Annotated in this window: 8 protein-coding genes; 4 read left to right on the forward strand and 4 right to left on the reverse strand. The window is 39.1% G+C overall.

All coding sequences use genetic code 11. The annotated features are described in order from the left end of the window. Positions 1-25 precede the first annotated feature (25 nt). From scyC to scyA, 3 genes are all read right to left on the reverse strand, one after another. Entirely contained in the window at positions 26-997 is a 972-nt protein-coding gene (gene scyC / locus RMY32_RS22300; protein WP_322711244.1) for a scytonemin biosynthesis cyclase/decarboxylase ScyC, read from the reverse strand. A 25-nt stretch (positions 998-1,022) separates the two neighbouring features. Further along, positions 1,023-2,084, reverse strand: coding sequence for a tryptophan dehydrogenase ScyB (gene scyB, locus RMY32_RS22305; RefSeq protein ID WP_322711245.1), 1,062 nt, complete (start codon positions 2,082-2,084; stop codon positions 1,023-1,025). Between the two features lie 310 nt (positions 2,085-2,394). Next, positions 2,395-4,272: a scytonemin biosynthesis protein ScyA gene (gene scyA, locus RMY32_RS22310; protein ID WP_322711246.1), complete on the reverse strand. Its 1,878-nt coding sequence runs from the start codon at positions 4,270-4,272 to the stop codon at positions 2,395-2,397. Between the two features lie 1,661 nt (positions 4,273-5,933). Between scyA and RMY32_RS22315 the strand changes: the two genes are divergently transcribed. Together RMY32_RS22315 and RMY32_RS22320 are read left to right on the forward strand one after the other, a co-directional pair. Beyond that, positions 5,934-7,913 (forward strand): scytonemin biosynthesis sensor histidine kinase, encoded by a 1,980-nt coding sequence (locus tag RMY32_RS22315; RefSeq protein WP_322711247.1) that lies wholly within the window; start codon positions 5,934-5,936, stop codon positions 7,911-7,913. Positions 7,914-8,038: 125 nt separating this feature from the next. Then, on the forward strand, positions 8,039-8,908 hold the full coding sequence (locus RMY32_RS22320) for a response regulator (RefSeq protein ID WP_322711248.1): 870 nt from the start codon (positions 8,039-8,041) through the stop codon (positions 8,906-8,908). 9 nt (positions 8,909-8,917) lie between these two features. Here RMY32_RS22320 and RMY32_RS22325 read toward each other — a convergent pair whose 3' ends face one another. Beyond that, a complete protein-coding gene (locus tag RMY32_RS22325; protein WP_322711250.1) occupies positions 8,918-10,120 on the reverse strand; it encodes an AAA family ATPase in 1,203 nt (400 codons plus the stop codon). Positions 10,121-11,243: 1,123 nt separating this feature from the next. On the opposite strand from RMY32_RS22325, the gene RMY32_RS22330 reads away from it, so the two are divergent. Both RMY32_RS22330 and RMY32_RS22335 read left to right on the forward strand, forming a co-directional pair. Beyond that, a complete protein-coding gene (locus RMY32_RS22330; RefSeq protein WP_322711251.1) occupies positions 11,244-11,990 on the forward strand; it encodes a GDSL-type esterase/lipase family protein in 747 nt (248 codons plus the stop codon). Positions 11,991-12,154: 164 nt separating this feature from the next. Then, positions 12,155-12,589 (forward strand): hypothetical protein, encoded by a 435-nt coding sequence (locus RMY32_RS22335; protein ID WP_322711252.1) that lies wholly within the window; start codon positions 12,155-12,157, stop codon positions 12,587-12,589.

Below are 12,589 nucleotides of genomic sequence, written 5' to 3' on the forward strand. Positions count from 1 at the left end.
ATGACCAATGACCAATGACTAATGACTAATGACTATTAACTAGCTCCTCTTGAGTTTTTGGTAGATAGCTCATTCCTCGGTCAAATGATTTGAGGTTGCCAGCTTTGGCTTCGAGTAAACGTTTGATGTTCATGCTCTCAGCGCCAAAGTCTTCAATTTGAAGTTTGCCGTGGCTTACAGTTCCATCTGCTTTCCAGAATGTGATTCGATGTAGGATGAAACCAGAGGCTTCGGGATCGGCGAAAGCGTAAGCGGTTGGGATCAATAACGCTACAGAACGCTGATAATATTCGTAATCTGGATAAAAATGTTCTTGTTCAAGTAAGTAGTATTTACTCAAAGAATGAACGCGCACAGACACTTTTACTTTTTGGTCGTATTCATCTTTGAATTCACCTGAATCAGAAGTAATATCGCCATTCGGTCGCAGTAAATGTGCCCACTCATCTATATTTTTTAAGTCTTTTAAGTATTCGATGCCGATTTCAATTGGGGCATCAACATAGATAGTGTCTGTATCGATAAAGTGGCTTCCTTTAGCTGCTGCGGTCAAACCAGCTTTGCGTTCCAAATTACCTTTGAGAGAACGACATTCAGAAGTGTGTACTGTGTGAATTCCCTGCATAATCATCTGAGTCTGCCGTTTGGGATCGACAAAGCTTAACCAGTGAAAATACACACCTTTTTCATCTGTTCCCGGCTCTATGTAGTCGGTGGGAAATAGCAAGACAGGATAAACCTGAAAATATTTCTGATACTCTAATCCACAGTGCCACTCAATGCCGTAGAAAAGTGGATTTTCTAATTTTTTAACATGATAATAGAGATTTTTGTGATAACCAGATGCAGATCCGAGCCAAGTATCTTCGTCAATTTGCTCTTTCATCCGGCTATAAAGCGTCCATTCATCCAAGTTTTTTAAACTACAAAGATACTCAAAAGCACTTTCTGGGGAAGTAGCAATATATGCTGATGTAGCAAAGGTATTTTTTTCCATTATTCACTCCTTAAAATAATCATAATTAAGCTGCGATCGCTGTAGTTTTGCTTCGCTTAATCTTGTCGATCCGGTCTTCTGCTAATCGTCTGGCAGCATCGTTAGTAGTAACTCCTTGCTCTTGAGCAATCTCAAAAATTGCTAATAGCGTGTCATAAATGTTATGCACTTGCTTGAAAGCCTTTTCTTCGTCATAACCAATCATTTCGTTATAAACATTAATTAATCCTCCAGCATTAATTACATAATCGGGACTGTAAAGTATCCCTTTCTTGGCAAGCATTTGACTATGTAATTGCTCATTTTCTAATTGATTATTAGCTGCACCAGCAATAATCGCAGCTTGTAGAAAAGGAATTGTATGACTATTAAGAATTCCTCCTAAAGCACAAGGAGAAAAGATATCTACATCAAGCGAGTAAATTTCAGATGGTTCTACAACGGTTGCGCCAAAAAGCCGTTTCACTTCTTCTGCTTTGACTGGATCTACATCGCTAACAAAAAGCTGGACATCATGCTCATGTAAGTGACGACAGAGATTTTTACCGACATTTCCTAAGCCTTGAACTGCAACTTTCATCCCATCAAGTCTTTTGCTCTGCCAACGAGATTCTACAGCGGCTTTAATTCCGAGAAAAACTCCTAGTGATGTGATGGGAGCAGGCCCACCAGATTTTTCTGATACCCCAACAACATATTTCGTTTCTTGACTAATTGTCCGCACATCGTCAGGGGTAATATTGACATCTTGTCCGGTAATAAAACGTCCATTCAGGCTATCGACAAAACGTCCGTAAGCTCTTAACAAATCATCTGTTTTATTTTCAGGATTAGCAATAATTACTGCTTTTCCTCCACCAGCCGGAATATTGGCACAGGCAGCTTTATAAGTCATTCCACGACTCAGCCGAAGTGCATCTTTTAAAGCAGCTTCTTCGTTAAGATAAGGCATGAGTCTTGTCGCTCCCATCGCTGGGCCTAAGCTGGTGTCATGGATAGCAATAATTGCTTTAATTTCCGGATTTTTACCATGACAAAAGAGAACTTGTTCGTGACCCATTTCTCTAACAGTTTCAAATAGCAGCATCTTGTCCTCTTGATATTGGTTGGAATTGTTTAGAGAAAGTAATGAACATTACAAAATATGAAGATATAGACATAAAAACACTATTGAATATTAAGATTAGATGAAGTTAAGAAAAGACTTAGGGTTTAAAAAATAAGTTTTAGATTCCAGCTTTTTGAGTGGAGTTTCTGACTCAAACAAAGCTTTTGTCGCTTCTAAAATCATCCTTTCTCTTTTAGTGAGTAAACTAATCCAAACTGCGTTGTAAATTCAGCTTGATTGCAGTGTTTTAGTGTCTATAACAATTGAATGAGATTGCAAACTTTTAAAATCAAACCATTGGAAATGAAACCTGCTTGGCTGGATTTTTCGCGGCACTTGATTTAATTCCTTGTGCTGCCAAACTTTTATTACGTCCGCCAGAAGGTGCTGGGCGATCGGCGTCAATCACTACATCAATGAGAAAAGGAACATTTGATGCGATCGCTTGTTGTAATGCGGCTTCAATATCCGACTCTCTGACGACGACGATCGCTTCTGCTCCCATCCCACGAGCAATCATCGCAAAGTTTGTTGGTGGCATTGTTGCATCTGCGCCCTTTAATCCCAAGATTTTCATCCCTTGATGGCACATGTTGTAACGCGCATCGTTGAGTACAATCCAGATTGCCGGAATTTTGTATTTCACGGCTGTACTGATTTCGTTATTCATCAGCATTGCTCCATCGCCGACAATCCCTACAGCCTTGCTTTTGCTTGCTAGTGCTGCACCCAATACTCCGGTGACGGCGTGGCCCATTGCGCCAACTCCGGTGCTGACTCGGTAACGATTGGCTTCGGAAAATTGGAGTAGATGAGTTGACCAAGTAAACGAGTTACCACACTCCGCCATGACTACGGCATCGCTATCTTCAACAACGATCTTTTGAATTGCTGCCATCAAGACTTCTGGCCGCACTGGATAATCTACCTCTGTAGCAGGTTCAATTGCTTTGTGTTCTGGACGAGGTAGCGACATTGTGGAATCAGAAGCATCTGGTAATTGCTGCAACAACTCTTTCACAAAAGCTTTAATATCAGAGCGAACTGGGAAAGTTTCAACGTGGGGATAGGCTACACCTGGCACTTCTGGGTCAATATCTACATGGACAAAACCTCCTTCTGGAACTAGCGCCGAACTCCAGAAAGAAGTCGGTTCGCCAAGACGGGTTCCTAATACGAGTGTGCGTAGTGGAGGTTGCTGTTCCATATAAGTTAAGACGGAAGCATGACCGCCTAAACCTGTAACACCCACAAACTGGGGATGATCTTCAGGGAAAATACCTTTACCACGGGGCGAACACATAACGGCGGCTCCGGTTTTTTCAGCCAGTTCAAGGATTTCTTCTGCTGCGTCACGCGCACCGAAACCAACCCAGATAGCAAAGGGGCCAGATGATAATAACTCTACAGATTTAGCGATCGCTTCTTTGGAAGCAGTCATCGCAAACGGAGTAATATCTAGCTGGGGTAAAGCTATATTCTCAACTAAACTTGTCTGCACACTGGTGGGAATGCTCAAATGGGCAACAAATCCACCCGGTTGCGCCATTGCTAATGCAAGTTTACGAAAAATCTGCGGTAGTTGAGCCGCAGATTCAATCGTGACTGCATAGTTGAATAACGCTCCTGGGGTAAAAATCCCTCCACTTGGCAATGTATAAGTGCTGGTTTCTTGAATAGCCCAACGTCCACGCTGCGGTGCTGAGGTGCAAGCCGACAACAAAATTACCTTTGCACCTTCACCACGAGCCGCAAATAATCCGGTGAGGGAGTTGGTGATCCCCGGCCCTGCTGTGGTAAAAACTACAGTCGGGCGATTATTCGCAAAGTAAGCTTCGGTGGCTGCAAAAGCTGCTCCGGCTTCATGGCGGAAGTTCAACACCTCTATGCTGCTATTGGATAGCGCACCCCAAAGGCTGGCCATTGCGCCACCTGCGACACCAAAAGCGTAGCTTACTCCCAAATTTTCTAACATTTGAGCGATCGCATCGGCAACTAAGAGCGTTGGGGCTGTTTCATCGTTTAAAAAAGGCTGAATTCCCCCATTATTCTCCGATTCATCAAGCTGGCGGGAGTCAGTCACAGATTCTACATATCTGTTTGCTGGAAGTTCCTTGTATGGCTCAGTGGTGATGAGAGGATTTGAACCAGTATAGTTTTGACTCATTGGTTTCACGTAATTTCAGAAAGTTATACAAAGGCTTTTTAGTTTACAATCACAGCGCTAGAAATATTTAATACAAACAACTCTGTTGTTCACTACAGCTATGACCTGGCTTAGACGATAGTAGAAATGGTCGATTGCTGCTGATTGATGCTTGTGAGCGCAGTACCAAAAAATTTTGACCAAAAGCATACAACAGTTGAAGCTGTGCTTCTTAACGGTAAGAATAAAGGAGATGAAGACTGTGGTGCAATCAAAAATCTTTTGATGGGGGTGTCAAATTTTTCGCTTCTATGATGATGACTATAGTGCTTAAATAGATTGGCGAAGAAAAACTAAGTTATATAAATGTGTATAAAGTAGCAACTAACCTTAATTTAACTACGTCTCATAATCCTTACAAAACTTTATATAGCTAGCTTTAATAACACCGATCTAATTAATAAACGCCTGGTGAAATTTTTGTCCGCGACAATAAAAACCTAGTTTGCAATGAAAAATCTTTTGATTTAGTTGTCAATTCTTTCGCTTTTTTTAGTGATTGTAACATTTGCAACTGAGTCACTTAAAACACCGATATTCTACGTAAGCATCCCAAGAGCAGCACATTACCAAATTTGCAATAGGAAATCTTTTGATTTAGTTGTCAATTCTTTTGCTTTATTATTTACACAACTTTTTATCTAAATTAAGCATGAGGCGATTTAGCGGTCTTTATATTGCCACCAAAAACTCTTTGAGTCAATTATTTGTAACGATAAAGACATTATTTTTTAACTTTTTATATTTAATTTGAAAGATGACAAAGCATTCAAGACAGAAATATTTTAAAAAAAGTGTTTTTGATAATACATAAATCAGCACTATATACTTAATATACGGTAGCAGACTTTATTCTTGACAAAAAATATACAATGTAGTGTTTACTTCGTACGTATATTGTCAATACAAATGTACTTCTTACGACAGATGACTAAGCATATTCTTCTATAGTTAAATTCCTGAGAAGGTAGGTTAAGATAAATTAAGAAAAATAAGTTGATGAGTTGAAGTTTATTGGTTTAATCCAGACCCACTACTGCAAATTTATTTCATTTATGTTGAAAATCAAACTACTCTATACGAGTAGTTCGCCAAAGTTCTTGGTAAAGAAAAGCTTAAAGCAGAAAAATTCTGATTTTTTAACTTTTTCTCAGTGGAAACCCAGGAATTTTAGATTAGTGAACTCTTGTAGAGACGTAGCAGTGCTACATCTCTACAAAGGTTATTAATAAGCATGATTAATTTCACTAGATATCTACCAGATATCTATTAGTTAATTCCGGTGCAGGAATAGTTGAAATTGAAAATATCTTTTCTATTTATAGATTATATATTGACTAATCTAGATTTTATTATCGAAACTTTGTGATTATTTTAGAAAAATTTGTTGAAGTCAATAATATTTTCTAAAATCTTTAGTTTTTTTAGGTAAATTTGGTTTAATAATTCAGAGATTACTGGTATAATAAGTTTTGTTAATTTATTTAATAGTATTTTTTATAGATTAACTCATTTTATTTTTTAACAGCCGAACAAACAGTATACCAAAGATTTTAGGAAGTTATGACTCTTAACTCATTAATGGGCATAGTGCTAATTGATTACCAGGAGGAAGTAAGAATATGAATTCTGGCGAATATACATTAGCTAGATCGAACAATCAATGGGCATTACAACCAGAAATAGAGATGAAGTTTGCTCACTTTCTAATAAATCACGCTGTAGATGCTGCCTTCTGTTTAGGAGCAAACGCCCAGTTTCTTTACGTCAACGATGCCACTTGTCTGATGACTGAGTATTCCCGTGAGGAATTACTTTCTATGAGTCTGCATGATATAGATGTAGATTTTGCTCTGCACAATTGGTCAGATATTAGCTCACAGGGTTCTCTTACCTTTAAATCTCGCTATCGGACAAAAAAAGGTCGGATATTTCTGGTAGAAATATCCATGAACTATGTAAAACACCAAGATATGGAATTTGGCTGTGCCTTTGCTCGTGAGAAAACTGATGAAATAGTAGAATTGAGCGTGCAACAGTGGACAGATGAATTAAGAGATGCCAAAGACAATTTGCAACAAGAATTTTCTCAACTCAAGGCAAAAGAAGTAGAACTAGAAACATCTCTTTGTTTACTTCGTTCTACTCTTGAGTCTACTGCCATTGGTATTGTTGCAGTTAACTTTGAGGGAGATATTCTGAGCTTGAATCAGAAATTTGTGGATATGTGGCAGATCCCAGAATCCCTAATATTATCTAAGAAATGTCCTCAATGCAAAGCATTTTTTGAGAATCAACTTAAAGATCCACAAACCTTTAGTCGGCTGATTTGGGAAGTGTCTAGCCAATCTGATTTTGAGAGCTACGACATTCTAGAGTTAAAAGATGGAAGAGTTTTTGCACACTATTCTAAACCTCAATTGCTTGAGGGTAAAATTATTGGGAGAGTGTGGAGTATTTGGGACATTACTGAATCAAAACAGACTGAAGAAGCATTACGACTGAACGCAACTAGATTTCGGACAATGGCCGAAACGACAGATGCCGGCACTTTTCTGATTCAAGGTACGCGGCTTTGCTATGTAAATCCAGCAGTAGAACAACTCACTGGCTATACAAAAGAAGAACTACTAACAGGTTTCGATCTTCGCCGATTGATTAAGAGCAAAAAACGCAGGCAAGTACGTAAGCAGGATGAAGCTGCTGGCTTTGAATACCAGGAGATGAATATCTTAACAAAAAACGGCACGGAGCGCTGGCTAGCTTGTGCAGTTGCCAAGCTCGATGGAGGGCTAGATTTTGGGGGAAAACCAGTCGAACTGATTGCAGGTATCGATATTACCGATTACAAATATGCAGAATTAGGGCTTAATCAAGCTTTAGAACAAGCCAAACAACTTAGCGAACTTAGAGCGCGTTTTCTTTCTATGGTTTGTCATCAATTCCGAACTCCACTGAATATTGTTTCATTTTCTAATAGTTTACTTAAAGAAGAAGTAGACAAACGTACACAGAAGAAAATCCAACCATTACTCGATCATATTCAAAAAGCCACCGAACAATTGAGCCTGATGTTGGATGATATTTTGTTCTTCTCTAAGGCAGAATCAGCAAAATTAAACTTTGAACCAAAACCGCTTGAGTTAGTTCAGTTTTGTCAGGATTTAGTTGCACAAATGCAGATGATTGTTAGTAAAAAATCAATCAATTTTGTCAGTGAAGAGAAAACTCTAACAGCTTATATAGATAAAAAATTGCTAGAGCCGATTTTGAAGAACTTGCTTGATAACGCCATTAAGTATTCTCCCTCGAATCCGGCAATAAAGTTAGAACTATCTTGCCAAAATGAAAAAGTAATTTTCCAAGTAAAAGATAGGGGGATCGGTATTTCAGTAGTAGATCGACAACGAATATTTGAGCCATTTTACCGTGGTAGTAATATCGATCATATACCTGGTACTGGACTAGGACTATCGATTCTTAAAACCCTTGTGGATTTACATCATGGTCAAGTTTCTGTAGAAAGTGAAGTTAATGTCGGCACTACGTTTACTGTAATGCTGCCATTAATCAAATCAAAGTTGACCTGTTCCGAGTTATGAGTGTTGAAATGAAATAGTTGTTAATTAACTAACTTAACGATCATAACTCTCGGAACAAGTCTATTTAGATACTCACCAAAAAGTCTAGAATTAGCTTCTGCAAAAATTGATTGTAATAGAAAATTATGTACGAATCGTCAAAGAAAATTCTTGTCATTGAAGATGATAGCGTCACCCGCAATCTTTATTTAAAGGGTCTTGAGGCTAAAGGTTTTGATATGACAGGCGCTCAAAACGGTCGTGTTGGTATCCAACAAGCACAAAAGGATGTACCCGACTTAGTTATTTGCGATATCACGATGCCCGATATGGATGGCTATAGCGTTTTAAATACACTACGCCAAGATCCTGTGACAGCAATTATTCCTTTCATTTTTCTGACTGGTAGTAGTACTAAAGCAGATGTTCGCAAAGCTATGGAATTGGGAGCAGATGATTATCTTACCAAACCCTCGACACTAGAGGAATTGCTCAGAGCGATCGCTACTCGCTTGGAAAAGCAAGCTACTCTCCAATACTGGTGCAATATTCAATTCCATAAAGCTGCAAAATCAGTATTTGCAGATAATACTACAGCGATCGCTGCTGATGTTGCCGTAGCCTCTGATAAAGAAGTCAACATTCCTCCTAAGTCAATCTTTCCTAACATTCCGCAATTAAAAGAAGTTTTCGACTTTATCGAAGCCCATTATCATCAAGGAATTACTTTATGTGATGTGGCTGTTGCTGTTGGTTATTCATCGGCTTACTTAACTAACCGAGTCAAGGAGACAAGTGGAGAGACTGTAAACTGCTGGATTGTCAAACGCCGGATGGCGGAAGCTTGTTTTTTACTCCAAAATAATAATCATACAGTCGAGAAGATAGCGAAAACATTGGGCTATCAAGATGTGTCTCATTTCTCCCGTCAGTTTCGCCAACATCACGGTTTACCTCCCCAAGCTTGGCGCAAAGAGCATCAGCTTGTATCGCAAAAACAAGTGAAACTGTGGTGAAAGTAGATTTTATACAAATAGTTGTGTAAACTCATATATTAAATCCACCCTACCTTTACGTAACATGGCTGGATCTAATCTTTCAGTAGTATTACAAGTCATCAAGACAACTAACCGTTGCTGCATCTGAATACCAGAGTCATCAATTACACTCTGATACAAAGTGCCATCTAGCAAACTCAGAATGTGTTCGGTTTTGTTATTGTATTGCGCTACCTCCGAAGCACGATTTTGTGCTAGATTATCAGCTTCGTTAATAACAATACAAATACGTTCTATGTAAGTTGGTGGCACAAAATTAGCGATCGCATCATGATCTAAAATAAAAATTACATACCCTAAAGGTACAAGAATTTCTTTTGCTACTGCTTGTGTCCAGACTGTTTTACCAGTACCTGGTTGTCCATGTACAACAACCGCTAACTGGTTTTGATTTAAAATCGCTTGCTGTACAGAATCAGTAAAGTTTTGGATATCTGCGGGAAATGTCCGAATATTAAATTGACTATGAACTTTGCCTACACGACTTTGATATCCACTCAGCATCACTGCTAAGTCGTAAGTTGCTTTGTTAATTAGTGGCGCGAGATTTTTCGCCATTAAACTATATTGTCGTCTGCCGCGATCGTAGGCATCAATTTGCAACCAAATGTCATACTTAGACCAGTAAGCGTAAACAGTATTAATAACGTCTAAGCGTTCCCAGCTAACAAATTTATCTATCGGAAAGTAAAAATCTCTTTCTGAGTAATACTGGGTAATAATATCAGGATTACCCAATACACCTAAAACTCGCAGTACAGTAATTTCTTGCAGTCGATTCAGAACATAATCAATAGGAATACTACTACGACTGACAAATTGGACAATAGGTGTTTCCGTACTCAAAACATCTTTGTAGCGATGATCTGGTGATTGAGGATCTGGCGTGATGTAATTCCAAAACTTTTCAACTTCGTAGCGGGTATTATCAGATACAACACTTAATAAATTAGCCCACCAAGCATAATTATTTCTTCCTAAAACATCAGCAATATTACTTGCCAAATTCAAACTTTTTTGACTTAATTCGCGGGAGTCACTGTACAACAGTTGCCACAAAAATCCCCAGTCTAATTCTCGATTAAACGGTCGCCAACCGCAAGCAAGTAAGCTTTGCCGAGTATTATTTGTAGGAGTGCCTTCATTGCTTCTAAAATAGTCAAAATCCATATTTATCGGTTATGCAGCGTTAATTCAGTTATTTTGTGTTAAGTAGGAAGTTTTGAAAATTTTTTCTTGTAATCTTAACTAATTGCGTGCAAATGGTAATTTTATTTTCACTGTACTAGCGAGGAAGTCTTTTTAATTTAACTCATTACTATTGTAACATGTTGTATTACAAAATAACTACTTGCGTCAACTTTTTTGACAAACCAATTGGTAAGCTGTTACGCATTTAACTTGTATATTTAATCGTGATGTACTGGAAAGGTATCAGCTAGAAATTTTCTGCGTTAGCGAAGCTTACCGAAGGTATCGCACTTATTACCTGACTGACATACATAAAATTATTTTCGCTCAAAGTGGTGAGGCGATGCCCAATGGCAAGCTGCTTTGCATCTACGCAAAATTCTTGCTCAGTAATCTGGTGATTACTCAGCCAAGATTTAAGATTTGACCTCTCCCCCAACCCCTCCCCTTGTAGGGGCTACGGTGTACACACAAGTGTTGGTGCAGTGTATCTATCCCGCCTCGGAATAAATTCCGAGTCTCATAACGAAAGTCCTCTTTTAGAAGACTAAACAAGAAATTTAGTTTAGTCCTCTTTTAGAGGACTTTGACTATCAGCCCGGAACTTTAGTTCTGGGCGGGATATTTGCTCAGTCTCGGACTTTCACTTGAACAGAAATATTGGGTGGGTAGGATTTTTAGAGATGTGTGTACACCGTAGCCTTGTAGGGAAGCTACGGTGTATACACAAATCAAAAAAAGTTTGATTTTCCATTGTTCTCTCGTTTATCTCGTTCCCATGAAGAGTATGGGAATGCTCCTCGTTGAGGCAGAGCCTCTAATCTGGCATTGAGTCAGAGACTCAATAAATGCATTCCCAGTCTCCGACTGGGAACGAGGAAAGTCTTATCAAGCTAGGTTTTTAGGACTTGTGTATACACGGTAGCGTAGAGAAGGGGGGTTAGAGGGGTTAGGCCTGTATTAAACTCAACCGAGAAGCGCTATATTAACCTTGCAACCATCTCAACAAGTAGAAACTCCATAGATGCTTGGACACTAAAGATAGCCATCTATGGTATAGAAATGTATAGAATCTTGTAAAGATATAAAATATAGTCGTTAAATGCACACATTTCTAGCTTCTTCCTCAATGCAGCGGTCTTTACCACCAAATCACTTTCAGCCTATGAAGATTGTCGCGCTGGGGGATAGCTTAATTTATGGATTCGGCGACCCGGAAAAAGGAGGCTGGATTGAGCAACTACGGCGATGGTGGATGTTGCCGGATAGTGCCGGTCATATTCTTTATAATTTAGGGGTAAGAGGCGATCGCACTCAACAAGTAGCCCAAAGACTGGAAGTTGAATTTCGCCACCGCGGTGAACTGCGAAATCGTGTTCCTGATTTGATTATTTTATCCGTAGGCGTGAATGACTCAGCACGCTTGGCGCGTCCCGATGGTCGAAGTTACACAGATTTTACATTGTTTGAAAAGGAAATTGCATCTCTGCTAGATTTAGCACAGCAACTTTGTCCTGTGTTATTTGTCGGCATGGTGCCAGTGGATGAAGCCAAGATGCCATTTTTAGATTGCTTTTACTATAATCATGCCGACCAGTACCGCTACAAAGAAGCAACTCGAATTGCTTGCAGCAAACGGCAGATTCCTTATTTGGATATTTTTGAGCAATGGATGGAACGCGGTGAAAGTTGGCGACTCAAACGCTTGAGTGAAGATGGACTCCATCCCAATACACTAGGTTATCAAGCTTTGTTAGAAGATGTAATCAATTGGGATGCCATACCTTCAATGAGCTTTGCCAATGCAGCTTACCATTCTAAATTTGATTATCACCTTAAACCATCCTAATAATTAATATAGATGTGTTGGTGCTTTGGGGGTAGCCGATATTCTCATATTTGCCATCCTCGCAAAAAGCACCACAATCTATTTATAAAAACTCTAATTTTTCTATATTATTCATTACTCCTAACTCCTAACTTTTAACTCCTAACTCAGCACTCAGCACTCCTATGACACCAACTTTATTTGGTCGCTGGCAAACTCGATTATTATTACTGGCAACTGTCGGCGTACTCGTATCTTTGCCATTTGCAATGGGTTGGATTGGCCCTGGTGCTAACTCGGTTTATTTTTGGATACTTGCTTATGTCGCTATCTTTGGCTTAGGTTGGGATGTACTTTATGACTATCTCCAAAAATCCCGTTGGGATAGAGATTGGCCAGCAGCTTATCAACTTTTAGCTGGTATATGGGAATTAATATTTATATTTTGTGGAGTCAAATTATTTGGCTTTTTACCAATACCTTTACCAAAAGAAGAACTTTCACCAGGAGCTTTTTTATTGCACTATAGCACTGTGTGGCTAGCAGTTTTTATTAGTTCCCAAAGTCTGATGCGAATTATCTTCCCTCGTTGGCGTTTTCGGGGTGGAGAGTGGTTGTAA

Source organism: Nostoc sp. ChiSLP03a, assembly GCF_034531215.2.
In the GTDB taxonomy this organism is placed as follows: domain Bacteria; phylum Cyanobacteriota; class Cyanobacteriia; order Cyanobacteriales; family Nostocaceae; genus Nostoc.

Coding starts and splice junctions, on each gene's coding strand:
- RMY32_RS22325 (WP_322711250.1), bottom strand. CDS start 10,120: ATGGATTTTGACTATTTTAGAAGCAATGAAGGCACTCCTACAAATAAT.
- RMY32_RS22320 (WP_322711248.1), top strand. CDS start 8,039: ATGTACGAATCGTCAAAGAAAATTCTTGTCATTGAAGATGATAGCGTC.
- scyA (WP_322711246.1), bottom strand. CDS start 4,272: ATGAGTCAAAACTATACTGGTTCAAATCCTCTCATCACCACTGAGCCA.
- RMY32_RS22335 (WP_322711252.1), top strand. CDS start 12,155: ATGACACCAACTTTATTTGGTCGCTGGCAAACTCGATTATTATTACTG.
- RMY32_RS22330 (WP_322711251.1), top strand. CDS start 11,244: ATGCACACATTTCTAGCTTCTTCCTCAATGCAGCGGTCTTTACCACCA.
- scyB (WP_322711245.1), bottom strand. CDS start 2,084: ATGCTGCTATTTGAAACTGTTAGAGAAATGGGTCACGAACAAGTTCTC.
- scyC (WP_322711244.1), bottom strand. CDS start 997: ATGGAAAAAAATACCTTTGCTACATCAGCATATATTGCTACTTCCCCA.
- RMY32_RS22315 (WP_322711247.1), top strand. CDS start 5,934: ATGAATTCTGGCGAATATACATTAGCTAGATCGAACAATCAATGGGCA.